The following is a 23,689-nucleotide window of genomic DNA, read 5'->3' on the forward strand; positions in this document are numbered from 1 at the left end:
GTGGCGTCCGGCGGCAGGGGCGGGGCGTCAGTCGGCCGGGTCGAAGGTGATCTCACGCCCCGTTCCGAAGCTGCCGACGACCTCGTCGCAGACCAGGAGGGACGGCGGGTGGTGGTGGGCGGCGAGCGAGTCGAGCGCGAGCCCGGCCGCCTGTTGTCCGCGCCCGTAGAGGCGGCTGCCGACGACCGGGGTGAGGAGGGACACCACCCGGTCGCGGGTGTCGCTGAGGGTGGCGCGCAGGCCCACCGCGGCGGCCATGGCCGCCGCTCCGTCCAGGGCGCCGTTGTCGATGTCCGCGGCGAGCTGACGGCAGGCGCCGCCGAGGGTCAGCAGTTCGCGGGTGGCGCGGCCGAGCAGGGCGGTGCGCGGGCCGAAACGCCGCGAGACGTTCACACCGTGGTACGCCGTGTCCAGCAGGCCGCTGAGGACACCGTGGTACGTGGCGGTCAGCAGCACCGAGAACCAGGCCATGCCGGAGGTGACGTTCTCGTCGATGACGTCGGCGGGGCCGCGGTGGAAGACGAGCCGGTCGTCGACCTCGACGTCCCGCAGGACCAGCCGGGCGGTGTCGGACTCCCGCATGCCGAGCGAGGGCCACTCCCCCTCGGCGTCCAGTCCGGGCGAACTGCTCGGGATCAGGGCGAGGATGGTCTCGTCGGTGCCGGTGACGCGGGCCGTCAGGCAGACCAGGGTGGCTGTGGTGGCCAGCGAGCAGGGGTACTTGACGCCGCTGACGCGGTAGCCCTTCTCGGTCCGGACGGCCTCGGAGCGGCTGGTCATGAAGTTGGGGCTGCCGCCGGGCTCGGCGAACGCGGACGCCACGAGGGCGCCGGAGCGTGCGATGCCCTCCAGCAGCATCCACGTGGTGTCGCGGTGCCGTCCGAAGTAGTCGACCATCAGGCCGACCGTGAAGGCGTGCATGTTCAGGGCGACCGCGGCGGAGGGGTCGAGCCTGCCGAGCGTGCGCTGCGCCGCGGCCGTCTCGGCCAGGTTCGCGCCGGCGCCGCCGAGTTCCTCGGGGATCGGCAGCGCGGCGTATCCGCCCGCGGCGAGGTCCTTGATGCGTTCGGCGCCGGTGACTCCCTCACGGAGCCGGGGCGGCGTCCACGCCGTGCTCCAGCCGGCGTCCAGCAGCGCCCGGTGCGGCGGCACGCCGTCGTCGTCAGGGGGTCTTGCCGTGTTCTCGGCAGCCGTGCCCATGGTTCTCCCTTCGCCCGTCACGGACCGGCCGGCCCGGTGGTCCGCGTGCCCGGCTCGCCGTGACGGATCGACTCTAGGCAGCGCGAACGCCGTGGTTCAGCGGGTGTTTCTTTGTGCGGAACGCGAGATCGCGCGGATGCGGCCCCGCCGGCCGTCACAGGTCCGGCACGGGCCTCGCCCGGCCCGTCGTCACAGACCGAGCAGGGTGAAGAACGCGTCCGGCACGGGAGCACCGGGCGTCACGCGGACGGTGTCCCAGCCGAGGGCCGCGGCGGGTACGAGGTCGAGTTCGGCCGAGTCACCCACCATCACCCGGCGTTCGAAGTCGCCCTCGCCGATCCGCCGGAACGCGCGGGCGTCGGGCTTCTTCGGGCCGCCGTCGGCGGTGAACAGTCCCCGGTCGAAGATGTCGGGTGCCCCGGCCCGGCGCAGCAGATCCCACATCAGGTCGCCGGGCAGGTAGCAGTTGGACAGGAGTCGGAGCGTGTGACCCGCCTCGTGCGCCCGGAGCGCGGCCTCCGCGACCGGCGCGCACAGGACGTACTCGTCGGGGTCGGCGCAGCCCAGCGCTCGCCACAGGGCCCCCTCCACCGCGGCCCGCTCCCGGACGGCGCCCTGGGCGCGCAGCGCGCCCTCCATCAGGTCGAGGGTCGCGGGCTGCGAGGCGCCCGGGTCCGTCATGGCCTCGTACAGGGTGCCGTACACGGTGTGCACGACGGCGCCGGCGGACCCGGTGTCCAGCTCGAGCGCGTCGGCGAGGACGACGGTGAACCGTTCCGGGCCCGGCAGCGGCCGGGACGTGACCAGGGTGTCGAAACAGTCGAGGACGACGAGCGCGGACATGGGTGTCCCTCTCTGACGGCGTACCGGATCCGGCGGCGTACGGCTCAGGACCAGGAGAGTTTGCGGTGGTCGGCCCGGAAGAAGGCGAGGGTGACGACGGTGAGGCCGGCCGTGAAGGCGCAGAGGACACCCGCCGGCAGCAGGACGTCCGCGACTCCGCCGCCGCGCAGGATGACCTCGTTGAAGCCACGCATCGCCCAGTAGCTGGGCACGGCGGGAGCGAAGGGTCCCGCCCAGTCCGGCATCGCCGACTGGGGGGTCAGGGCGCCGCCGAGTCCCGCGAAGACCAGGGCCAGGATGTTGGCGATGACGCTGAGCTGGGAGATCGTGCGGCACAGCGCGACCAGCGCCATGCCCACCATGACCACGCAGAGCGCCAGCGGCAGCGCCACCACCACCAGGGCGAGGCAGGAACCCGTCACTCGCAGGTCGAACAGCACTCCCCCGGCCCCGAAGATGACGGCGAGCTGGAGCACCGCGGCGGCCAGCGGCACGACGATGCGCGCGGCCAGCAGCTCGACCGGGCGGGCGGTGCTCGCGCGCAGCCGGTCCCAGGTGTTCCAGCCGTGCTCGCGGAACATGGCGAAGCCGACCACGTTCACCAGGAAGAAGAGGAACATCACCGCCATGCCGGGGACGCCCTGTTCGGCGCCGTTGACGTCGGCGGTCTCACCGCCGGCCCGCAGGGCTGCGCGGAACAGCGGCTGCATGAAGCCCATGATGAGCAGCGGCATGACCGTGCGGACCACCAGGGGCGCGGGGTCGCGCAGCAGCAGCCGGACGTCCTGCCGGACGAGGGCGGTGATCCGTGTCGGTGCCCCGTCACGCATGCTGCTCCGCCTCGATCCCGTGCGTGCTCGCGTGGTCCTCCCCGTCGCCGCCGTGCTGTCCTCCGGTGAGCCTCAGGAAGACGTTGTCGAGGCTGGGCCGGACGACGCGCAGGGCGGACAGCCGGGCGGCGGCGTCGCCCAGGGCGGCCAGCACCCGGGCCGTGACCAGGTGGGGCTGTTCCACCCGGACGAGGAGCGTGTCCCCCTGCCGGGCCACCGGCCAGGGCAGGTCGAGTTCGGGAGGCGCGCCGGAGAAGACCAGTTCCACGGCGCTGTCGCCGTGCCGCCGGACCAGTTCGTCGACGGAGCCGCGGGCGATGACGCGCCCCCGGTGCAGGACCGCCACGTCCGCGGCGAGGTCCTCGATCTCGGGGAGGTAGTGCGTGGAGTAGCAGACGGCGGTGCCCTGCGCGGCCAGCTCCCGTACGTGGGCGACGAGGCGGGCCCGGGTCTCCACGTCGACACCCGCGGTGGGCTCGTCGAGGAGCACCAGCCGCGGCCGGTGGATCAGTGCCATCGCGGTGTGCACACGGCGCTGCTGACCGCCGGAGAGCCGGGACGCGGGGCGGTCCATCAGCCCGGTGAGCGCGAGGGGTTCGGCCACCTCCTCGGTGCGCCGCCGGGCCTCCTTGCCGCGCAGACCGGCCAGTTCGGCGAAGAACTGCAGGTTCTGGCGTACCGTCAGGGGTGGGTAGATGCCCAGTTCCTGCGGAGCCAGGCCGAGTTCGCGGCGAGCCCGGCGCGGGTGCCGCGTCACGGAGTGACCCAGCACCTCGATCTCCCCGGCGTCCGGCCGCAGAAGGCCCGCGACCAGGGACATCAGCGTGGTCTTGCCCGCGCCGTTGTGTCCCAGCAGGCCCACGATCATGCCCTCGGCGATCTCCAGGTCGACGTGGTCGAGGGCGATCGTGCCGCCGTAGCTCTTGCCGGCTCCGCGCACGGAGAGGGCCGGTGGCCGGTCCGTGCCCCGGACCGGCCCCGGCTCAGTCGGCACGGCGCGTCCAGGCGTCCGGCAGCAGCGGGGGCAGACCGACGCGGTCCATCAGAGCCTGCCAGGTACGGGCGAGTCTGAAGCCCTTCATCATGCCGCTGCCGGACCGGACGTCGGGCAGCGGTTCGGTGTACCCGAGCTGCGCCTCGGTCTCCGCGAGGTGGTCGCGCAGCCGCTGGAGCCACGCCTCACCGCGTTCACCGGCCGCGTCCAGCCCTTCGGCGGCGAGTGCCGTCCCGGCCTCCGTCTCCTCGGCGGGAAGACCGGCGAACGGATCGAAGGCGGCCTCGTCGTGGCCGTACATCAGCTCGCCCTCGGTGCGCAGCCCGCGGATCGACAGCGACAGCTGGATCAGGTCGTACGCCATGAGGACGGCGACCTCGCCCTGTCCGGCGGCGACGGCGCCCTCGACGTCCTCCAGGCGTGCCCGGCAGCCCAGGAGGAGACGGGCGGCGCCGTGGCCGCGGAAGGTGAGCAGCCGCCGGAGGTCGGCGGACGCGTCGGCGGGACCGGTGGCCGTGTCGCCGGTCGCGGTCGTGGGGGAATGTGTCACGCGGGAACCTCCGGAGCCGGGTGGGCGACACCGAGCCACACCATGTTGTGCGTGAAGAGCGGAAGAAGATCCTCGGGGGGCGAGGTGCCGGCCGGTCCCGACCAGACGACGCCGTCGCTGTCGACGGCCGGCAGGCCGAGCCGCCGTACTTCCAGGGCCCGCAGCTGCCAGCGGTCCACGACCGTGCGGTCGTCCAGTTCCATGGCCCCGGCGCCGGTGGCCCAGCGCAGCACGGTGTGCAGCGTCCCGGCGGGGCCGACGAGCCGTTCGACGGCGTCGAGGCAGAACGGCACCCGCTCGCGGGGATCGGCGGGCGTCAGGACGGTGCGGAGCAGCCGCAGGTTCTCGTGGTCGCCGAGCACCTTCAGCTTCTCGCCCGCCCACTTGGCGGCGAAGTACAGCTCCCCGCCGTCGGCCGCACGGGCGTTCAGCGCGGCGACGACCGCCTCGCGGGCCCGGACCGCGGCTGTCAGCGGCTTGGCGTCGAGCAGCCAGCGGGCGGCCTGTGCGAGCCGGTGCGCCTCGACCACCCACCACTCCCGCAGGACCTCCCCGAGCCACGGCCCGCGCAGCCCCGCGTGCCAGACGTCCCAGGGCTCGACGACCGCGAGGGGCAGTCCGAGGGCGAGCCGGGAGACGGTGCTGAGGGTGCGGCGCCGGTGGTTCCAGGCGTCCTCGGTGACGCTCTCGAAGCGCGGCCACGGCTCGGCGGTCAGCGCGGCGGTGCTCTCGCGGACGGTGCTCGCCCGGCGGATGCCGACGTCGATCAGCGTGCCGTGCTCGTGGGACTGGATGGGGAAGCGCTTGAGGTTCTCGTTCTCGACGAGCACCAGGAGATCCAGGTCGCTGCGCACGTTGCCGAAGCCCGCGAGCACCGATCCGGCGGCCACCGCGAGGACCGGCGCCCCCATGCCCTGGTCGGCCTCCTTGAGCACGGCGTCCCTGCTCAGTCCCCGCAGGTCGAGGAAGGCGGCGAGGCGCCTCTCCAGGACGTCCGGTTCGGGGTACGCCACAGCGCCCGGGGAAGTGGTCTCCATGCGTCGGTGCACCTTTCGGATACGGACGGCGAGGATGATCACCCTGTCAAGGGCGTCGTCCGGGTTCAACGCGTGTTCCGGCAGCCGGAACACCGCTTCTCAGGGACGCGCGCGGGGGGCTAGAACCGTGTCCCGACAGCTGCGGACCGTCCGCCCCGCCGACCGGCTGCGCTCCCGGAGGGGCACCGCGTCGCGCGGTCCGCGATCCGCCGGACCACGGAAGAGGACGGCCGCGCACATGACCGCGAACATCGGTGACGGGACGGCCCGGGAGGCACTCGCCGCGATCCGGCGGCACCTCTCGCCGCAACTGGCCCTCGTCTACGGCATGAACGGCTCCGGCGCCGTCGAGGCGCGGGGCGAGGGCGCGCGGATGCGCCTGTCCGACGGCCGCACCGTGCTCGACTTCGGCAGTTACGCGGTGACGCTGCTGGGCCAGCGCCACCCGGCCGTGGTGACGGCGGTGCGTGACGAGCTGGACGCGATGCCGGTGTCCAGCCGGGTCCTGGGCAACCGGGCCACCGCGGCGCTCGCCGCGGCGCTGGCCGGCTGGGCCGACCCGGGCCGCCTGACGAAGGTGTGGCTGGGGCTGAACGGCGGCGACGCGGTGGAGGCGGCGCTGAAACTGGCCCGCCGGGCCACCGGCCGCCGACGGGTGATCGCGGTCGAGGGTGCCTACCACGGCAAGTCCATGGGCGCGCTGGCCGCGACCTGGAACGCCCGCTACCGCGAGTCCCTGGAGCCGCTCCTCGGCGGGGTGACCCACATTCCCGCGGACGTCCTTGCGGTACCCGGCGCCTTCGGGGGCGAGGAGGTCGCCGCCGTGCTGTTCGAGCCCGTGCAGGGCGAGGGCGGCGTACGCCCCCTGGACCCCGCGTTCCTGAAGGCGCTGACCGGCGCGGCCCGCGCCCACGGTGCGTTCGTCATCGCCGACGAGGTGCAGACCGGGCTGCGCCGCTGCGGCCCTCGCCTGGTCAGCACCGGCCTCGGTCTCGAGCCGGACGCCGTACTGCTCGGCAAGGCACTGGGGGGCGGGGTGCAGCCGGTGTCCGCCGTGGTGGCGACGCCGGAGCTGTACGCGCCGCTCGCCGCGGACCCCTTCGTGCACACGACCACGTTCTCCGGGCACCCGCTCGGTGCCGCGGCCGGTGTGGCGGCGCTGCAGGTGGTGGAGGAACTCGCCCCGCGCGGCGCGCGCCTGGCGGAGGTCTTCGGCTCCGGCCTGACCCGGCTGGCGGAGCGCTACGCCGGTCTGGTCACCACGGTGCGCGGACAGGGCCTCCTGTGGGGCGTCGAGTTCGCGACGCGGGCCGCCGCCGGCGAGGTCCTGATGGAGCTCGGCCGCCGGGGTCTGGTCGTCTCGCCCTGTCTGGGCCGGCCGGAGGTGCTGCGGCTGCTGCCGCCGCTGGTCGCCACGGACGAGGACGCCGAGGAGGCGCTCTCCCTGCTGGACGCCGTCTGCTCGGCGGTGCCCGACGAGTTCCGGACGCCGGCCGCCGCGGCCCGGCCCTGACCGTCCGGCGCCCCGCTCCACGACCGTCCGGGCCGGGCCCCGGCAACAACGCGAGGAGGACGAGATGAGCACGGAACCCGGCGCCCCGGCCGGAACCCGGGAAGCACAAGGGACACAGAGGACTCGGGGGACACCGAGCGCACAGGAAACACGGGCGACGCCCGACCAGACCGGCGTCCAGTACCGCTACCACCGCGACCTGTTCCCCGCGCTGCACGACTGGGAGAACACCGAGCGGGCCATCGTGGAGTTCACCGGCGAGCAGGGACCCGAAGGGCTCCTGGGCCTGGACCAGATGGGTCACTTCGGCCCACAGGGCTGCGACGCCGTGGCCGGCGCCGTCGTCGCCCGCCTGGGCTCCGGCCGTGCGGTGGACCTGTGCGAGCTGGGCAGCGGTTTCGGTGGCGCGCTGCGCTACACCGTGGACAAGCTCGCCGCCGCGGGCGTCGAGGTGGGGCGCTCCTACGGTGTCGACCTCGTCGCCGAGCACTGCGAGGTCAGCGCCCGGATCAGCCGCGCACAGGGCCGCACCACGATGACGGAGCTGTGCGCCTCGGCCACTGCCGTGCCCCTCCCCACCGCCTCGCTCGACCTGGTGCTGGTCACGGGTTCGATGCCGCACTTCCCCGACCCGGGCGCCGTACTGCGCGAGGCGGCACGGCTGCTGCGGCCCGGCGGGCTGCTGGTGCTCACCGAGGAGGTGAGCCTCACGCCGGACGGCGAGGAGCCCTCGGAGGCGTTCCGCGCGCTCCATCCGCGCGGCGTCTTCTTCACCACGTCGCTGACCGACCGGACGGACCAGCTGGCCCGGGCCGGTTTCGGCGACGTGGAGCGGAAGGACCTGACCGACTGGGCCGTGGCACTGCTCGCCGACCGGCTGAAGGTGGTGCGCATCTTCCGCGGGAGCGTCGCGGCCATCTACGGGGGAACCTCGGCGGACCTCATCCGGGACACCCTGACCGCGGCCCGGGAGGAGTACCTCGCGGGCAGGCTGCTGCCCACGCTGTTCGTGGCCGGGAAGCCGTAGCCGGGAAGACCGGCGGACGTCGTACGCCGTCAGGAGGCGGTCAGCAGTTCGGGGTTGCGCCGCAGGGCGCGGGAGACGGCGGCGCACGCGGCCTTGAGGTGCGCGGCCGCCAGGCCCACGTGGAAACCGGCCCGCGGCCCCGCGACGGCCAGTGCCCCGGCGGCCGCGCCGGATGCCGTCAGCACCGGGGCGGCGGCACCGACCACGCCGGGCACGCCGCGGACGACCGCGAAGCCCTGATGCCGCACGCGGGCCGGCTCGACCTCCCGGACGCGCGCGCCCCGGCCGGCCACGGTGTCGTCCTCGGCGCCGAAGGCACGGAACACCCTCGTCGCGGCCCGGGCGGAGGCCCGGGTCTCCTCCATGCCCAGTCCGCGGCCGGGTTCGTGGGTGCGCCGTACGGCGTCCACCAGGGCGGCGTCCGTACCGGTGGGATCGGCGATGAAGACGAACGCGCTGCCGTGGGTGAGCCGGTGCAGTTGTTCCGCGTGCGGGAAGGCGATGTCGCGGAGCATGAGCTGACGGGGCACCCGGGCCCCCAGCATGAACAGGCCCATGCCGAGCCTGAGTCCTTTCTCCCCGCGCTCCAGCATGCCCTCCTTGACGAGCTCGGTGATGATGCGGTGGGCCGTCGCCTTGGGCATGTCGGCCCGGCGGGCGATCTCGGAGAGCGGGAGTTCCGGCTCGCCGGGCCGGAAGGCGCGGAGGACGCCGAGACCGCGCGCGAGCATGGAGCGGGAGCTGTTATCGACGGACAAAAGGATGACCTCCGTGTCGGGGCGGAGCGGTGGTGCGGTGCCGGCCCGGTACGCGACCGGGCGTACCGGGCCGGCGCGGGCTCCGAGAGGGGGAGCCGCTACGCGGCGAGGGCACCGGCGGCGTGCCGGTCGCGCAGTTCCTCGGCGTGGGTGACGACCTTGCGGATGCCTTCGGCCCAGGCGTCCATCAGGTCGGGGCGCTCGTCGGAGTACGTGGGCAGCCGCAGCACGCGGGCGATGTAGGCGTCGGCGCCCGGAAACTCGTCGCCCCGGTACACGCGGTAGGTGTTGTCCCCGGGGTGGTACGTGCCGGGGTGCCAGGACGGGCTCCGGAAGGCGGCCTCGCGGTGCAGCGGAGGCGAGGTGGGCCGGGTCAGCGGGACGCCCTCGGCCCTGACGGCGGCCGTGAAGACGTCGACGGGCAGGCCGCCGAGCTCCTCGGCGACGTAGAGGGGCTGGTAGCTGACGTAGTGGGCGACGCGGTCGACGTGCCGCTGTCGCACCGGCGGGGTGATGCCGGGGATGTCGTCCAGGAGGGCGCCGAGCCGGCCGTAGTTCCGCTCGCGTCCGGTCAGCACGGTGTCGAGCCGGGCGAGGGCGCCCCGGGCGAGGGCCGCGCCGACCGGGTGGATGCGGTAGTTGAGGCCGAAGCCGGTCCGGCCGTAGGCGCCGTACTCGTCGCTGGTGACGTCCTCCTCGCCGCGGTCGATGCAGTGGCCGAGCATCACCGCGCGCTCGTAGATCCTGCGGTCGTCGGTGACGAGAACGCCGCCCTCGCCGGCCGTGACCTGCTTCTTGGCCTGGAGGCTGAAGGCGGCGACATCACCGTGGCGGCCGACCGGCCGGCCCGAACACTCCGCCCCGTGCGCCTGGGAACAGTCCTCGACGACCGCGAGGCCGTGTGCGCGGGCGAAGGCGGTGATGCGCTCCATGTCGGCGGGGAAGCCCATGAGGTGGGTGACCACGACGGCCTTCGTGCGCGGCGTGAGGTGGGCGGCGAGCCCGTCGGGGTCGAGGATTCCGGTGTCGGGGTCCACGTCGGCGAGGACGGGGACACCGTTGCAGGTGATGACCGGCATGGCGGTGGCGAGGAAGGTGTAGGCCGGGGCGATGACCTCGTCGCCGGGACGCAGGTCCAGGCCGAAGAAGGCCGAGTGCAGGGCGGACGTGCCCGAGTTGACGGCGAGGGCGTGGGCGGCGCCGAGGCGCTCCCGGTAGCCGTTCTCCAGGGCCTGGACCTCGCCTTCGCTGCCGTTGTAGGTGATCTCACCGCGTCGCAGCATCGCGGTGACCGCTCCGATGTCCTCCTCGGTGATGTTCGGCCACTTGGGCCGCTCGGCCGGGGTCAGCAGGGGCTCTCCGCCGAGGAGCGCGAGTCGCGTCATGCCCGTTCCTTACTGAGTAGTTCTCGGATGTCGTGCGGGGTCCGCAGCCGCAGGCAGGGCACGGAGCGGGCCTGCATGCGGGCGAACAGGTCGGTGTTGGTGCGCCGGACCACGGGGAACTCCCGGTGGGCCCAGAGCACGAGCTGCACGGCGCTGCCGGGGCGTTCGCGGTTGCCGTTCCACAGCTCCTCCCGCGTGCGCAGCCGTCGTACGGTGCGACGCAGCAGCCGGGCCGTGGTGGCGCCGCGGGGCGGGTCGACCCAGACGACGGTGTCGGCGAGTTCCTCGAGGACCGGGTGGGCCGCGCCGTACTGCCCGTCGGCGATCCAGCCGTCGGTACGGTCCAGGGCGGCGACGTCGGCGAGGAACTCGTCCTCGGGACGCCGCTGCCAGCCCGGCGCCCAGAACATGGCGTCCAGCTCGTAGTGGGGCAGTCCCCGAGCCTCGGCGAGGGCGCGGGCGACGGTGCTCTTGCCCGCGCCCGAGGGGCCGACCACCCACACCCGGCTACCGGTCGTGCTCACGTTCTTCGCCTTCCTTCCCTTGCGGGGGGTACGGGGACGTCTCCGTCCAGGAGCCGGGTCAGCGCGGCGGTTCCGTCGTGCAGGGCGGAGAAGTCCTGCCGGAGTTCGACGCCGGGCACCTGTGCCGCCAGGCGGGCGAGGAGGTCCTGCCGGACCGCCGGCGGGACGGGGCCGAAGAACGGCAACAGGAAGTCGGCGTGCTTGACCGCGGTGGGCAGTTCGTTGGCCGTGAGCCGGGCCAGGATCTCCTCCGGGCCGAGGGGCACGACACCGGGTTCGGGGTGGAACCGGGGGAAGACCAGGACCCTGACCGGCGCCTCGGCCAGCAGCGGAGGGCCACCCGCGAGGTCGCGCAGTTCCGCCGGGTGGAGCAGGCGGTCGGTGTCGCCGGGCAGTCCGACGGCGGCGAAGGTGTCGCCGCGCACGGAGACCCGGCGGGGCCAGCCCCGTCCGGTCCAGCCGCCGGCGTCCGTACGGACGGAGACGTCGTCGTTGCCGACGAAGCGGAGCCCGTGACGCAGGGCGGACAGGACGGTGGAGGTCTTCCCCGCTCGTTTCGCGCCCAGCACGAGCGCGCCGTGCCTGTCGTCCCGGGCGACCAGCCCGGCGTGCAGGAAGACCTCCGGTTCCTCCGTGTGCATCAGCCGCAGCAGGATGCGGGTGAACCGGACCAGGTTGTGCCGCAGGAAGGAGCGGGGCATCGCCGGGTCGAACAGCACCTCGCGGGCCGTTCCGTCGTACCAGAGCCGGGTGGGGGGTTCGGTGGCGCTGGTGATGACCACCTCCTCCCCCGCCGGCCGCTTCCGGTCCGCGGTCCCGATCCGCCAGCGGGCGTCGTCGGGACCGCCGGGCCCGGTGGCGACCCGGACGTAGGGGCCGAGCAGTTCCCGGACGTACGCGGCCGAGTCGCGGCTCACGTCCAACGCCACCGCGTGCCCCGAGGTGCGGCACACGTACCGTGTCATCGCGGAGTTCCCTGCGGAGCTGTGGCGATGACCTCGGAGAGGATGCCGCGGACCACGCCGGCGCCCTCGGCCCGCCAGCCGAGGTACCACTCCAGGATGCCCGGGGCGCGCCGCGCGACCTGCCGGAGGTAGTCGGGTGACGGGACGAAGTTCAGCTCCAGCACCGGGATGAGGGAGCCGAGTTCGTCCGGTGTGAGCGGCTCCCGCGCCGTCGCGGCGGCGAGGACCGCCCGGGCCCGGTCCGGCAGGACCTGGAAGCTGCCGCGGGCCTCGCGGGGCAGGAACAGCAGCGCCCGCGCCACGTCGTAGACGCGGGAGCGCAGCTGCAGCGCGTCCCAGTCGAGGACGCAGGCCAGCTCCCCGCTGTCGGAGTACAGCAGGTTGGACCCCGCGACCTCGCCGTGGGTGAGGACCTCGGGGAGGTCCCCGTACCCGGCGAGTTCGGTGCGGGCCCGGCGCAGCACCGCCGCGTAGGCGCGCCTGGCGTGGGCGCGCACGGTGGCGCTCACGTACGGGGCGGCTATCTCGTCGACCTCGTCCAGCGCCGCGTGCGGGGGCCGCTCGGTGGTGAGCCAGAACTCCAGGTTGCGGGTGGAGCTCCGGCCGTCCGCGGGCAGTCCGTCGACCGGGACGCGGTGCAGTGACGCCAGGAAGGCACCGGCCTGTCGGATGTCGCCCGGCCGGCCCACGTCGAAGGGCCGGCCCTCCCGCCAGGGCCGCAGTTGCCAGACGGAGCCGTCGTGGACGGCCGAGCTGTCTCCCTCCGCTGTCGGCAGGGGAGCCGCGACCGGGATGCCGGCGGCGGTCAGCCGGGGAAGGGCGGCGTGCTCGAAGGCCAGCCACTGCGGGGCGACGTCCCGTCCGAGCCGCTTGAGCGCGTACTCCCCCTGCGAAGTGGTCACGCGCCAGACGGTGTTGACGCTCTCCCGGTTCAGTGACCACGCCCGGTGGGTACCGAGGCCGTAGCTCCGGTCGAGGACGCGGGCTACGGCGGGATCGCGAGCGGGCAGCCAGGAGGCGGGGTCAGGCATTCCCGTCGACCGCCTGCAGCGCGTGGTGCTCGCCGGCCTTGCGCACGAAGCCCTGGAAGTCGTGCAGTGCCTCGGACTCCTTGGCCCCCGTCCTCGGGCTCTTGAACAGGAAGGCGCAGACGGGGTCGATGATGCCGACCATGCCCTGGCGGGAGGCGCTGTGCGCGGCGCGGACGGCGTTGGCCAGCACCGCGGCGGCATTGGGGCTGTCCTCCACCTCCAGGCGTAACTCCATGTGCACGGGGGCGCCGATGATGCTTTCGCCCTCGATGCGCAGGAAGCACACCTTGCGGTCGCCGAGGTGCTTGACGAAGCCGTTGGGGCCCGCGGCGACCTCGCGGGAGTCGATGCCGGCGTTGGCGAGGGCCTTGCGCTTGGAGACCTGCTTCGAGCGGGACCTGGCCGGGTCGGAGAGGTTCAGGAAGTCGGTGTTGCCGCCGACGTTGAGCTGGTAGTTGTCCTTGACCTCGACACCGCGGCTCTGGAAGAGCTCGATCAGGGCGGTGTGCAGGGTGGTGGCACCGAGGTGGCTGCGCAGGTCGTCGCCGAGGAGGGGGACGCCGCGCTCGGTGAACAGGGCTACCAGCGCGGGGTCGTTGGCGACGGGCTCGGGGGTGGCGTTGACGAAGCCCGCGCCCGCCTCGGCGGCGGCCCTGGCGTACGTCTGGACGGCCTCGGTCGAGCCGGTGGGCAGCAGGCAGACAACGACGTCGGGCCGTGCGGCGGCCAGGGCGGCGGCCAGCGACTCCGGGGTCGCGACGGCGGTGGCGAGATGGGCGTCGACGGCGTCGCCGAGCGCGCCGTCGAGGCCGTCGAGCAGCGGGCCGGCCTGGACGGTGACGCCCAGGTGCGGCACGTCCACATGGCGGACGGCGGCGGTGCGTCCCGCGTACACGGCCTCCGAGAGGTCCCGGCCCACCTTCAGGGCGTCCACGTCGAAGGCCGCGACGAACTCCACGTCGCCGAGACGGTGTCCGCCGATGTACTCGTGCATCACGCCGTTGGAGGGGCCGGGCCGCTCCCGGTCCAGGACCACGGACTGCACGAAACTGGAGGCGCAGGAACCGACGCCGGCCAGCGCGACCCTGATCACGTTGTTACTCAATGTATTCCTCCGGACGTATACCTGACGATCGACAGGGATTACTCGACGTACTGAGGCATCTCACACGGCGTCGAGGCATCTCACTCGGCCGCGGATCGGTGCGAACAGTGGATCTGGTCCAGCAATGTTCGCCCGGTTACGACAAACGTATATCAGTGAACTCGATTTATCCACCGGATGAATCGAAAAAGCCCTTGAGGGCATCTCTCCGCCCCGCGTGACGCCGATATCATCAAACGCACTTCATCGTGCATCGCGCCGAATTCGAGCGTCTCACGCACGCCCCCCGAAAAAGCGCAGGGAAAGGGAGTGAAAAAATGGGCACCACAGGCTGCCCGCAAACCTCGGGTAAAAAAACAGGAGAGTTCTACGGCGGGTGCGGGTTCACGAGATCATCGGCGTCGGGTGAGCGGTGCCGGACAAGAGAACGGGGCGGCAGCTCCTTTCCGGACGGAGCAGCCCCGCATCACGATGTGCCGTCGCGTTGTGAAGGCCCTCGCACGGCACGACGGCATCACGTCACGGTGAGCCCGGCATCGACCATGAGGTTCTCACCGGTGATGAAACCGGCCTCCGAAGAGAGCAGGAAGGCGACGGCGGAGGCGATCTCCTCCGGGTCGGCGGTGCGGTGCAGCATGTGCCGGCCGCCGATGTCCGGACGGGCGTCCGCCTCCTCGCGCGACACTCCGTACTTCTCCTTGTAGCGGCGCGCGAGGTTGTCGCTCCAGACCGTTCCCGGGCTCACCGCGTTCACCCGGATTCCCGCCTCGGCCAGGTCGGTGGCCATGCACCGGGTCATGCCGATGATGGCGGCCTTGGTGGCGCTGTAGGTGACGGACCGGGGTTGCGCGATGTGCGCGGAGATCGAGGAGACGTTGACGACGCTGCCGCCGCCGGCGGCCTCCATCAGGGGCGCACTGTGTTTGACCATCAGGGCGTGGCCCATGATGTTGACGTCCGTGACGCGCCGCCACTCCTCCACGGTGGCCTCGATCCCGCGCGTGATGAACGCGGCGGCGCAGTTCACGAGGAGTTCGACACCGCCGAACGCGGTCCGTGTCGCCTCCACCGCGGCCACCACGTCGCTCTCGTCGGAGATGTCGCCGTGTACGAAGCCGACGCGCTCACCGCCCGGGCGCCGTGCCAGTTCCACGACCACGGACTTCCCGGACTCTTCGTCCGTGTCCATGATCATGACGCGGGCGCCCTCCTCGACGAGGCGCTCGGCGACCGCCCTGCCGATACCCTGGGCGCCGCCGGTCACCAGGGCGGGCCGTCCTCGCAGTCCCTTCACGTGCTGGTCCCTCCGGTTCCGTGCTCAGCTGCCGACGACATCGGGCTCGGCGGGGGCGCCGTCGGTGAGCACGGCGCGCAGCCGGGGTGCCAGATCGGCGGGCACCAGCCGGTCCGTGGCGGCGTCCAGCTCGTCCAGCGTCCACCACCGGTGACCGGAGACCGTGTCGATCTCCCCCTGGCTGAAGCCGCTGGTGTCGACGGAGAAGTGGGGGACGCGGCAGAGGTAGAACCGCTCGCGGCAGTCGTAGGTGTTGCCGCCCCAGGAGGCGACGGCCTTCCGGTACCAGATCTGGGGGCCTATCTCGAACTCCGTACGTCCGGTCTCCTCCTCGACCTCCCGGCGCAGGGCCTCCTCGGGCGACTCCCCTTCCTTGATGCCACCGCCCACCGGGTACCAGAAGGTCTCGCCGTCGGCGTCGTCCACGCTGGAGAACAGCAGGAGTCTGTCGTCCTCGTCCAGCAGCAGGGCCCGGGCGCTGTAACGGATCTGTGGGGTGGTCGTCACGAGGGGTCTCCTGTCTTCCCGGCACCGGCGCGCGGGGCGAGCCAGGCCGTCAGAACGTCGCTCTTGTAGGTGGCCGGTGTCCACGTGCCGTGCCGGGCGGGCACGGCGGCGGCCAGTTCGCCGAGCCGGCCCTTGATGTCACCGGCCGGTTCGGGGGTCGCGTCCGCGGACAGCCACCGGCCGCGGTACGCCGTGTCGGGTACGAGGATGTGCTCTGCCAGGGCGGCCACGACCTCCCCCTCGGCAACCGGGCCGGACAGGGGCCGGGGGGCGCCGGTGTTCTCGAGCAGCACCAGCGTGTCGATCCGCGTGGAGGCCAGGAACTCGACACCGGCCAGACGCCGCATCTCCCCGTTGCTGAGCGAGATCTTGCCTTTGGGGTCCGGCCTGCGGACGGCCGCCTCACCGTGTCTGATCAGTCCGTCCTTCTCGCCGGGCCCGATACCGAGACCGGCCGCCGCTTCCCGGGTGAGGCGGGTGGACAGCGGCAGACCGACCACGGTCCATCCGGGGCCGTCGGCCAGCAGCAGGCACCGGTCGGTGGCGACGCAGTGGCCGCCCGCGCGGGCGAGCTGGACGGAGGCCGAGGTCTTGCCGGCGCCGGAGGGACCGGCGAGGACCACCCCGGTGCCGTCGGGCAGGACGGCCGCCGCGCCGTGCAGCATGAGCGCGCCGCGGTCGACGAAGTGCTCGCGCACCAGTTCCCGCATGGTGCGGGTGACGACGAGTCCCAGCTCGTGCTCGTGCGCGGCGACGATCTCCCAGGTGAGGAAGTCGGTGGTGATCAGGGCGTGCGAGAACTCGTGCCCCTCCTGCGAGACGAGGACGAACGCTCCGTCCTCGTTCCGGTGGCAGCCGTACCACCAGCCGGCGTAGGACTCACGACGCTCGGTCGCCGGTCTCGCGGTCAGCCCCGCGAGTCGCGACGGGGAGCTGACGGCTTCGATGTCGATCCGCGTGGCAGCCCGTTCCGGTTCCTCACGGGCGAGCTGGTGCTGGCTGCTGACGTAGCCGAGGACCTCGGGGTCCTCGGCCCGGACCCGTAACTCCAGGTCGTGCCAGGTCGTCCGGGTCTCGCGTGGTAATCCCAAGGTGGAACGCCTCCATGACGCAGAAGAAGTGATCGTGCGGCCCCGGTACGCGGGTGCTCTATCTCCCCCGCGTACCGGAGCCGAATGCGGTCACGACCGATTCTCCTGTGGCGGGCGTCTCCGCAGGAGCTGCTTCTGCGCAGGAGCGCGTTCTCTTCAGCATTCAGCTTCTTTCTGTTGCGACAGACAGTGATCACCTCAGCGGATATCCACTGCGGCACTTGTCTTCATGCCGCGGCAGACCCTCACCGCATGGCCATATCGCCTCCCGAAAGATATGGGAGAGGCCGGGCGGCGTTTATCGGTTCTCAGTGACTGGGCAAAGTGCTAACTGGCTGGTAAGTTACTGACCCGTTGGTCTCCGGGTCTCACCTGCCGGCCCCGTGGGTTTACGGACTGCAGGAGATCCTCTCAAACATCATTGTAACTTTCAACGCTCCAGTTCCCTTTCGGCGAGGACGAGCGGGGCGGTTTCCCGCCTGAAGCGCCATCGGCACACCGGCCCGACCTCCTCACCCCTTCCGATAATGTGGCGTGAAATCGGCGCAGACTTGTCCTGCGTGGGCGGATTCAACCTTTTCTGACCTCGGCCGAACGATGCCGGTCCGAGCGCCGGGGCCGACTGATGGACACCTGCCGTGGCGCGATTCTTGTCATTGGCCGGCGGATCGACCGCGCGGCGCTATTGAGCCTGAACTCGCGATGTCACTGGCCGGTTGTCGAGGGGTGATCGTCAAACCCGCCTCCGTGGGGCGGTCGTTCATGGGAGGACTGCGGTACCGGATATGACGAGGACCACTTCCTGCGCGCCGTGGGTTTCGGCACCCCCGACCGCAGTGCCTTGCCGCACCCCTGCCGACCCGTGTGAAGTGGACACGCCGTGCGGTCGGACGCCGGGGAGGTCGGGCCGTCGGCGGCGAGCCCTGTGAGCCCGGGAGTCCGAGCCGCGTGCTCGTCGCCGTCAGCGCTGCTCCGGTCCGTCGGTCCGGTGCGCCACGAGCCGGTGGTGGTCGTCCTCCGGGGAAGGGAGAAAACCGTGGCACCATGGTCGGCAGGAGCTCGACGGCGAGGTCGGGCATCGGCTGGCCGGTGAGCCGGACCCGGTTCCGGCCGGCACCGGAACATGCGGATCTGCTGTTGGAGGACGGACTGTGTCGACCATCGCGATCGTGGGGGCGGGGCCGCAACTCGGGTTCGCCATCGGTGCGAAGTTCGCCGAGAAGGGCGGCTTCAACGTGGCGCTCGTGGCGCGACGTGAAGCGCAACTCGCCGCCATGGTCGACAGGTTCCGGAGCGCAGGGGTGTCGGCTGCCGCTTTCGCGGCCGATGTCACTGACCGCCCGGGTCTCGAGAAGGCGCTGGTGGCCGCGGAAGAGCACTTCGGGTCCATCGACGTCCTGGAGTACTCACCCGCCCCGACCCTGTCGGACCTGGCGGACCGGCCGCTCGTCTCCGCGGTCGATCTCACCGTCGAGGCGGTTCTGCCCGAGCTCGAGACCAACTTCTTCGGCGCGGTCGCCGCTGTCCGCCAGGTGCTTCCCGGCATGATCGACCGTGGTGCCGGCACCATCATCGGTACGAGCGGTGCCGGGTCGGGCCCGATGGTCGTCCCGCAGGTCGCCAACGCGAACGTCGCGAACGCCGCCATGCGCAACTGGCTCCTCGCACTGAACGAGTCACTCGCCGACCGCGGAGTGCACGTCGCGCACGTCGCCCTGGGCGCGCACATCGGGAGTGGCCGGCCGGACTCGGAGCCGGACGTGATCGCCGACCTCTACTGGAAGGCCCACGTCGAGCGCGACGCCCCCGAGGTCTTCCACTACGACCTGCCCGAGGAGTTCGAGTTCCGGCTCGCCGACAAGTTCAGGACCGACTGAGCCCGGTTCGGGTGCGGACCGCGTCGCGGCACCGCTCCCGGTGGTGTGGAGGGCGTGCCGGGCGTCGAACGGAGCGGGGTGCCCCGGCCTTTTGGCCGGGGCACCCCGCTCGTGTCGGGTTCCGCGTCGGCGGGATCCGACCGGGTCAGCCCGCGAGCTGCTTCCGCAGGGCCTCGGCGTCGTGGACGGCCGACATGTACAGGAACTTCCCGTCGCGGACCCGGTAGATGGCGTACTCGACGATCTCGATCGACTTGCCGGTGGGAGCCGCGCCGAGCCACTCCTTGGCGGGGGTGCCGGTGTTGATCGCGCGGACGGCGATGTTGTCGCCGTTGATGGCGAGCTCCTGGACCTCCCAGTGGAAGTCGGGGACCGCGTCGACGATGCTGTTCAGCTGTGCGACGAGGGCCTCGCGGGAGCTCGGCTCACTGTGCATGACGATGGACTCGTGGACGAACTCGTCCATGCGGTCGAACTCGCGCGCGTTGAGCGCGTCGACGTAACGCTGGTAGAAGTCGCGCAGGTCGGTGTCGGACATGAGTCTTTCCCTTTCTGTGCGCCCCGGAACCGGGGCGGGTTCTGTGGGCCCCGGAACCGGGGCGAGCAGAGTGTGGTGATGGCGGCTTGGGGGCCGGTCGGCGGCGCGTGTCACCAAGGGAGCACACCGGCGCGGTCGGTCACCGTGCCGGTGGGCGTGTCCGGCCCGAGGGTGGCGATGCGCACCGCCGCCTCGGCACCCTCCTCGACACTGTGCCCGATGAGGCCGGTGAACTCGGTCGCGGTCTGGCCGGGGTCCACCGCGTTGAAGCGGACGTCGGGGATCGCCTTGGCGTACTGCACGGTCAGCATGGTGACCGCGCTCTTCGACGAGCCGTAGGCGGCGAGCGGATACTGCGACTCGACCCGCTCCGGGTCCTGGACCAGCGTGAACGACCCGAGCCCGCTGGTGACGTTGATGACGGAGGGAACGGTCGCCGCGCGCAGCAGAGGCAGGAACGCGTGCGTGACGCGTACCAGCCCGAAGACGTTGGTCTCGTAGACGTGACGGAGCTGACCGGCCGTCATGTCCTCGGGTGTGGTCACTTCACCGAGGATTCCGGCGTTGTTGATGAGGACGTCCAGGTGGCCGGCCCGCGCGCGCAGCGTCTCGACCGCCGCGTCGACCGACGCGTCGTCGGTCACGTCCAACCGGACGAAGTCGGCGCCGAGCCGGTCGGCGGCCTTGCGGCCGTTCTCGGCGTCCCGGGCTCCGATCCAGACCCTCTGGCCCGCCTCGACGAGCCGGCGCGCCGTCTCGTAACCGATCCCCCTGTTGGCACCGGTGATCAATGTGGTCGTCATGTCCTGCTCTCCTGTACGCGTCTTCGGTGCGGCCAGTCTCCGTACCGCGCCGGTGAACCGTCCGCCGGTACCGGGCCGGTGTCAGCTCTCGATGAAGTCGAGGAGGTCGGCGTTGACGGTCGCGGCGTTCACGGTGCACATGCCGTGCGACAGCCCCGGGTAGACCTTCAGGCTCGCGTTCTTGACCAGCGTGACCGCCATCTCGGCGGAGGCGGCGATCGGAACGATCTGATCGTCGTCGCCGTGCATGAAGAGCGTGGGCACGTCGATCGCCCGGAGGTCGTCGGTGAAGTCGGTCTCCGAGAACGCCTTGATCCCCTCGTAGTGCGCCTGCGCGCCACCGGCCATCCCCTGGCGCCACCAGTTCCGGATGACCCCCTGGGACACATCCGCGCCCGGGCGGTTGAACCCGTAGAACGGCCCGGAGGCGATGTCGAGGTAGAACTGGGAGCGGTTGGTGGCCACGGCCTCGCGGAAGCCGTCGAAGACCTCGACCGGCAGCCCTCCCGGATTGGCTTCGGTCCGGACCATGAGCGGCGGGACCGCTCCGATGAGGACGGCCTTGGCGACCCGCCCGGCACCGTGCCCGGCGACGTACCGGGCGACCTCTCCACCACCGGTGGAGTGGCCGACGTGGACGACGTCGCGCAGGCCGAGGTGCGCCACCACGGCGGCGGCGTCCGCCGCGTAGTGGTCCATGTCGTGCCCGTGGCCGACCTGTGCGGAGCGCCCGTGCCCCCGGCGGTCGTGGGCGATGACGCGGTAGCCCCGCTGGACGAGGAACAGCATCTGGGCGTCCCAGTCGTCCGAGCTCAGCGGCCAGCCGTGGTGGAACATGACGGGCCGGCCCGAACCCCAGTCCTTGTAGAAGATCTCGGTTCCGTCGCCGGTGGTGACGTACGGCATGGTCTGCTCCTCGTGGTCCGGCCCGGGGTGCCGGGCGGTTTCGCTGTCTCCACGAGAGTGGCTCGGCCGCCGTGCCGACAGCCTCCGTCAGCTGACTGACATCCGGCCGACGGATTGCTTACGTCGGGGCCGGAGCAGTACTACAGCCCGGCCGGCGGTTCGGGGGGCAACGCCTCCAGAGCGTCGCGGAGCTCGGCGCGTGAGGTGATGCCCAGCTTCGGGAACACGCGGTAGAGGTGGGACGACACCGTCCGCGGCGACAGGAACAGGCGCGACGCGATCCGCGGGTTCGACAGCCCCGTCGCCGCCAGCCTGGCGACCTCCAGCTCCTGCGGGGTGAGGGCCTCTCCCGCCTTGCCCCGGGACGTCCGCGTCATTCCGGTGGCCCTCAGTTCCGCCGCTGCCCGGTCCTCCCACGGGTGGGCCCCGAGCTCCTCGAAGAGCCTGCGGGCGGCGGTGAGCTGCGTCCGGGCGTCGCGGTTGAGTCCCTGACGGCGCAGCCGCTCGCCGTATGCCAGATGAGCGCGGCCGGCCTCGAAGGGCCACTGTTCGATGCCCGGCAGTGCGAGGGCTTCCTCGAAGCGCTCGGCCATGGCCTCGGGAGCCGATGTCATCGCCGTGATCGTGGCCGCGCAGAGCGCCAGCCGCGACGACAGGCGGCCGACACCGGCGTCGCGTATCGCGTCCGCGTGCCGCAGCGCCTCCGTGTGCCGCCCGGAGCCCACGGCGGCCTCGACGAGGTCCGGTGCGGACAGCACCGCCTCGTGGTTGAAGGGCGGCAGTGTGCCGGGGGCGCAGATCGCCGTGGCGTGCCGGTAGGCCGTCTCGAAGTCCGCGGCGCCGAGGGCCGCCCGGGCCAACGCCTGGTGGGCATGGTTCTCCAGCCGCCGCAGGCGCCTGGGCCCCGACCAGTCCCGGAGGTTCCCGCAGTGCTCATGGCACGCGTCGAGGTCGCCGCGCTGCGCTGCGGCCATCGCGGCGACGTAGTGCCCCCCTTGGGCGAACAGGTGGTACCCCGTCTCCTCGCACAGCGCGATGAGTTCGGCCGCGGCGTCGGCCGACGCCTGCAACCGGCCGGCGTACAGGTCGTCGAGGGCGGCGAAGACCAGGGCCGGCATGCTCGCCCCCACCGCGCCGCCGTCGCGTATCACCCGGGACACGGCCTCGCGACAGCCCGGGAGCCGGTCGAAGTACGAGGCGGCCAGGGCGGTGCGGACGACCACGTCGGCGTCGGTCTGGCCCTTCAGCCGCGAGATCTCCTCGTCCAGGCGGCGCAGCGTGTCGTCGGTGACGGAGCCGAGGTCGTGGTGGATGCGCCCCAGTGACATCGCGGCGGCGGGCGATGCCTCGGGGAACCGGGCGAGCACGTCGACCAGAGGTTGCCAGTGCTCCCGCCGGCCCGAGAACTCGCTGACGATCGTGAGGGTGAAGAGCGCGGTCTCCAGCTCGCCGTGCGGCGGGCCGGACGGGGCCGGGGCCTGCTCGATCGCCTTCATCAGGAGCGCGTGGGCCGTGTCGGCGTCACCCTCCGTGACGAGCACCAGGTAGCCGGCGGCCGCGGCCGCCGAGAGCGACCGGGCCGCCGGATCGCCCCGCACCTCGCGCATGATCTCGTGCGAGGTCTCCAGGTGGCCCGTGATCCAGACGGCGATGTACGCGGCCTGCGACATCCGGCGCCTGCGGTCCGCCCGGTCGGGACTCAGCTCGGCCGCGCGCCGCATCCTCACGACCGCGCCGTCGGCGTCGCCGCGCCGCAGGCTGCTTCGGGCCGCCGACTCGATCACGGCGGCGACCGCCTCGTCGGGCACCGTCGTGGCTCTCGCGAGGTGATCGCCGCGCCGCTCGGGCTGGTCCGCCAGCGCGTCGGCCAGCCGTCGGTGGGCGCTGCGCCGCTGCTCGCCGGTGGAGCCGTCGACCACCGCGGACCTGACCAGCGGATGCCGGAAGCGCACGGTACGGCCGTTCTCCGCGACCATGACCAGGTGGTCGCGCTCCGCCGGAGCGAGCGACCCGAGCCCGTCCGGCCCACCGGCCACCTCGAGGACGCCGATGTCGCCGGAGCCTTCGAGCACCGCGAGCAGCAGCAGGTCGCGCGTTCTCTGCGGCAGCCGTTCGACGCGGGCGCCGTACAGGGCACGGACGTCTCGCCCCGGGCCGCTCGCCCACCCCGCCCCGCTGCCGTTCCGGTCTCCGGACACACTGGTGGACCCGGCGAACTCGAGCAGGGCGAGGGGGTTTCCCTGCGCTTCTCGCGCCACGGTCGAAAGGACCCGAGGGGGGAGGTGGGCGAAGCGTCGGGACAGCAGTCGCAGTGCGTCCGCGTCGTTCAGCGGCCCGATCTCGACCTCCGTCAGGCCGGTGGCCCGGAGGGGTTCGCCGGACTCCGCGCGCTGGGCCCCGATCAGCCCGATGCGGCGACCGCCCAGTCTCCTGGCGACGAATCCCACCGCGGACCGGCTCGCGTGGTCGACGACATGGAGATCGTCGACCACGAGGAGCAGCGGCTGCTCCTTCGCGGCCTCTTCGAAAAGCGACAGTGCCGCGTTCAGGACGGTGATCCGGCTCGGCGCGGGACCGAGGCCGAGACCGAGGGCGACCTCGAGGGCCTCCCGCATGGAAGGCGGCAGACGCCCGAGTTCGTACGGCAGTGCGGCGACGAGCTGGTGGAGCCCCGCGAAGCTGATGTCCGTCTCGTACTCGACGCCGCTCCCGCGGACGACCCGGGTTCCCTTCGCGAGTGCCAGCTCGGCGGTCGTGTCGAGGAGCGCCGTCTTCCCCACTCCCGGCTCACCGGTGAGCAGGACGGTGGCTCCGTCCGACGCGGCCTTGTCCAGGAACATCGCGAGCTCGCCGAGCTCGCGGTCCCGGCCGACCAGCCCGGTCGGATCGAAGTCCACGCCTGTCACTGTTC

General features: G+C 72.4%; 22 protein-coding genes. 3 read left to right on the forward strand and 19 right to left on the reverse strand.

Annotated features, from left to right (window positions below; all coding sequences use genetic code 11):
* Positions 1–27: 27 nt before the first annotated feature.
* From ACZ62B_RS13530 to ACZ62B_RS13555, 6 genes are all read right to left on the reverse strand, one after another.
* Positions 28–1,200: an acyl-CoA dehydrogenase family protein gene (locus ACZ62B_RS13530; protein WP_468720141.1), complete on the reverse strand. Its 1,173-nt coding sequence runs from the start codon at positions 1,198–1,200 to the stop codon at positions 28–30.
* Between the two features lie 189 nt (positions 1,201–1,389).
* Positions 1,390–2,043: an HAD family hydrolase gene (locus ACZ62B_RS13535; protein WP_468879334.1), complete on the reverse strand. Its 654-nt coding sequence runs from the start codon at positions 2,041–2,043 to the stop codon at positions 1,390–1,392.
* A 44-nt stretch (positions 2,044–2,087) separates the two neighbouring features.
* On the reverse strand, positions 2,088–2,873 hold the full coding sequence (locus ACZ62B_RS13540; protein ID WP_344564335.1) for an ABC transporter permease: 786 nt from the start codon (positions 2,871–2,873) through the stop codon (positions 2,088–2,090).
* Positions 2,866–3,867: an ABC transporter ATP-binding protein gene (locus ACZ62B_RS13545; protein WP_344564333.1), complete on the reverse strand. Its 1,002-nt coding sequence runs from the start codon at positions 3,865–3,867 to the stop codon at positions 2,866–2,868. Before ACZ62B_RS13545 ends, ACZ62B_RS13540 begins: the two co-directional genes overlap by 8 nt.
* Positions 3,857–4,417: a hypothetical protein gene (locus ACZ62B_RS13550; RefSeq protein WP_468879344.1), complete on the reverse strand. Its 561-nt coding sequence runs from the start codon at positions 4,415–4,417 to the stop codon at positions 3,857–3,859. Before ACZ62B_RS13550 ends, ACZ62B_RS13545 begins: the two co-directional genes overlap by 11 nt.
* Positions 4,414–5,454 carry a hypothetical protein gene (locus ACZ62B_RS13555; protein ID WP_344564329.1) on the reverse strand — a complete coding sequence of 347 codons (1,041 nt, stop codon included), beginning with the start codon at positions 5,452–5,454 and terminating at the stop codon, positions 4,414–4,416. Before ACZ62B_RS13555 ends, ACZ62B_RS13550 begins: the two co-directional genes overlap by 4 nt.
* Positions 5,455–5,692: 238 nt before the next feature.
* Here ACZ62B_RS13555 and ACZ62B_RS13560 point away from each other — a divergent pair, with 238 nt between their 5' ends.
* Both ACZ62B_RS13560 and ACZ62B_RS13565 read left to right on the forward strand, forming a co-directional pair.
* Positions 5,693–6,967, forward strand: coding sequence for an aspartate aminotransferase family protein (locus ACZ62B_RS13560; protein ID WP_469690336.1), 1,275 nt, complete (start codon positions 5,693–5,695; stop codon positions 6,965–6,967).
* A gap of 64 nt (positions 6,968–7,031) precedes the next feature.
* Complete coding sequence (locus ACZ62B_RS13565; RefSeq protein WP_344564325.1) at positions 7,032–7,994, forward strand: class I SAM-dependent methyltransferase; 963 nt, start codon at positions 7,032–7,034, stop codon at positions 7,992–7,994.
* Between the two features lie 29 nt (positions 7,995–8,023).
* Here the strand turns inward: ACZ62B_RS13565 and ACZ62B_RS13570 are convergent, their stop codons facing one another.
* The 9 genes from ACZ62B_RS13570 to ACZ62B_RS13610 form a co-directional block, all read right to left on the reverse strand.
* Positions 8,024–8,752, reverse strand: coding sequence for a helix-turn-helix domain-containing protein (locus ACZ62B_RS13570; protein WP_344564323.1), 729 nt, complete (start codon positions 8,750–8,752; stop codon positions 8,024–8,026).
* A gap of 98 nt (positions 8,753–8,850) precedes the next feature.
* A complete protein-coding gene (locus ACZ62B_RS13575; RefSeq protein ID WP_468720134.1) occupies positions 8,851–10,137 on the reverse strand; it encodes a DegT/DnrJ/EryC1/StrS family aminotransferase in 1,287 nt (428 codons plus the stop codon).
* Positions 10,134–10,661 carry a P-loop NTPase family protein gene (locus ACZ62B_RS13580; protein WP_344564317.1) on the reverse strand — a complete coding sequence of 176 codons (528 nt, stop codon included), beginning with the start codon at positions 10,659–10,661 and terminating at the stop codon, positions 10,134–10,136. Before ACZ62B_RS13580 ends, ACZ62B_RS13575 begins: the two co-directional genes overlap by 4 nt.
* Positions 10,658–11,626 carry a phosphoenolpyruvate carboxykinase (ATP) gene (locus ACZ62B_RS13585; RefSeq protein WP_468890134.1) on the reverse strand — a complete coding sequence of 323 codons (969 nt, stop codon included), beginning with the start codon at positions 11,624–11,626 and terminating at the stop codon, positions 10,658–10,660. Before ACZ62B_RS13585 ends, ACZ62B_RS13580 begins: the two co-directional genes overlap by 4 nt.
* On the reverse strand, positions 11,623–12,657 hold the full coding sequence (locus tag ACZ62B_RS13590) for a phosphotransferase enzyme family protein (protein WP_469690340.1): 1,035 nt from the start codon (positions 12,655–12,657) through the stop codon (positions 11,623–11,625). Before ACZ62B_RS13590 ends, ACZ62B_RS13585 begins: the two co-directional genes overlap by 4 nt.
* The gene (locus ACZ62B_RS13595; protein WP_469690342.1) at positions 12,650–13,762 is read right to left on the reverse strand and encodes an inositol-3-phosphate synthase; all 1,113 of its coding nucleotides are present in this window, start codon (positions 13,760–13,762) and stop codon (positions 12,650–12,652) included. Before ACZ62B_RS13595 ends, ACZ62B_RS13590 begins: the two co-directional genes overlap by 8 nt.
* A 514-nt stretch (positions 13,763–14,276) precedes the next feature.
* Positions 14,277–15,056, reverse strand: a complete 780-nt coding sequence (locus ACZ62B_RS13600) for an SDR family NAD(P)-dependent oxidoreductase (RefSeq protein WP_344564309.1) — start codon at positions 15,054–15,056, stop codon at positions 14,277–14,279.
* 24 nt (positions 15,057–15,080) lie between these two features.
* Positions 15,081–15,563 (reverse strand): NUDIX hydrolase, encoded by a 483-nt coding sequence (locus ACZ62B_RS13605; RefSeq protein WP_344564307.1) that lies wholly within the window; start codon positions 15,561–15,563, stop codon positions 15,081–15,083.
* A complete protein-coding gene (locus ACZ62B_RS13610; RefSeq protein WP_344564305.1) occupies positions 15,560–16,654 on the reverse strand; it encodes a hypothetical protein in 1,095 nt (364 codons plus the stop codon). Before ACZ62B_RS13610 ends, ACZ62B_RS13605 begins: the two co-directional genes overlap by 4 nt.
* 1,151 nt (positions 16,655–17,805) lie before the next feature.
* Here ACZ62B_RS13610 and ACZ62B_RS13615 point away from each other — a divergent pair.
* Entirely contained in the window at positions 17,806–18,531 is a 726-nt protein-coding gene (locus ACZ62B_RS13615; RefSeq protein ID WP_468879354.1) for an SDR family NAD(P)-dependent oxidoreductase, read from the forward strand.
* A gap of 145 nt (positions 18,532–18,676) precedes the next feature.
* On the opposite strand, the gene ACZ62B_RS13620 is transcribed toward ACZ62B_RS13615, so the two are convergent.
* From ACZ62B_RS13620 to ACZ62B_RS13635, 4 genes are all read right to left on the reverse strand, one after another.
* Positions 18,677–19,069 carry an ester cyclase gene (locus ACZ62B_RS13620; protein ID WP_344564302.1) on the reverse strand — a complete coding sequence of 131 codons (393 nt, stop codon included), beginning with the start codon at positions 19,067–19,069 and terminating at the stop codon, positions 18,677–18,679.
* Positions 19,070–19,179: 110 nt separating this feature from the next.
* Positions 19,180–19,872: an SDR family NAD(P)-dependent oxidoreductase gene (locus tag ACZ62B_RS13625; protein ID WP_468720124.1), complete on the reverse strand. Its 693-nt coding sequence runs from the start codon at positions 19,870–19,872 to the stop codon at positions 19,180–19,182.
* A gap of 81 nt (positions 19,873–19,953) precedes the next feature.
* Positions 19,954–20,778: an alpha/beta fold hydrolase gene (locus ACZ62B_RS13630; protein ID WP_468720122.1), complete on the reverse strand. Its 825-nt coding sequence runs from the start codon at positions 20,776–20,778 to the stop codon at positions 19,954–19,956.
* Between the two features lie 140 nt (positions 20,779–20,918).
* On the reverse strand, positions 20,919–23,675 hold the full coding sequence (locus tag ACZ62B_RS13635; protein WP_469690345.1) for an ATP-binding protein: 2,757 nt from the start codon (positions 23,673–23,675) through the stop codon (positions 20,919–20,921).
* Positions 23,676–23,689: the final 14 nt, after the last annotated feature.

It is taken from the genome of Streptomyces sp. NPDC053426 (assembly GCF_055585405.1).

What these genes read in the sequence shown, in the direction of transcription:
- ACZ62B_RS13530 (WP_468720141.1), bottom strand. Translation starts at nt 1,200, where the DNA reads ATGGGCACGGCTGCCGAGAACACGGCAAGACCCCCTGACGACGACGGC.
- ACZ62B_RS13535 (WP_468879334.1), bottom strand. Translation starts at nt 2,043, where the DNA reads ATGTCCGCGCTCGTCGTCCTCGACTGTTTCGACACCCTGGTCACGTCC.
- ACZ62B_RS13540 (WP_344564335.1), bottom strand. Translation starts at nt 2,873, where the DNA reads ATGCGTGACGGGGCACCGACACGGATCACCGCCCTCGTCCGGCAGGAC.
- ACZ62B_RS13555 (WP_344564329.1), bottom strand. Translation starts at nt 5,454, where the DNA reads ATGGAGACCACTTCCCCGGGCGCTGTGGCGTACCCCGAACCGGACGTC.
- ACZ62B_RS13560 (WP_469690336.1), top strand. Translation starts at nt 5,693, where the DNA reads ATGACCGCGAACATCGGTGACGGGACGGCCCGGGAGGCACTCGCCGCG.
- ACZ62B_RS13565 (WP_344564325.1), top strand. Translation starts at nt 7,032, where the DNA reads ATGAGCACGGAACCCGGCGCCCCGGCCGGAACCCGGGAAGCACAAGGG.
- ACZ62B_RS13575 (WP_468720134.1), bottom strand. Translation starts at nt 10,137, where the DNA reads ATGACGCGACTCGCGCTCCTCGGCGGAGAGCCCCTGCTGACCCCGGCC.
- ACZ62B_RS13585 (WP_468890134.1), bottom strand. Translation starts at nt 11,626, where the DNA reads ATGACACGGTACGTGTGCCGCACCTCGGGGCACGCGGTGGCGTTGGAC.
- ACZ62B_RS13590 (WP_469690340.1), bottom strand. Translation starts at nt 12,657, where the DNA reads ATGCCTGACCCCGCCTCCTGGCTGCCCGCTCGCGATCCCGCCGTAGCC.
- ACZ62B_RS13620 (WP_344564302.1), bottom strand. Translation starts at nt 19,069, where the DNA reads ATGTCCGACACCGACCTGCGCGACTTCTACCAGCGTTACGTCGACGCG.
- ACZ62B_RS13625 (WP_468720124.1), bottom strand. Translation starts at nt 19,872, where the DNA reads ATGACGACCACATTGATCACCGGTGCCAACAGGGGGATCGGTTACGAG.
- ACZ62B_RS13630 (WP_468720122.1), bottom strand. Translation starts at nt 20,778, where the DNA reads ATGCCGTACGTCACCACCGGCGACGGAACCGAGATCTTCTACAAGGAC.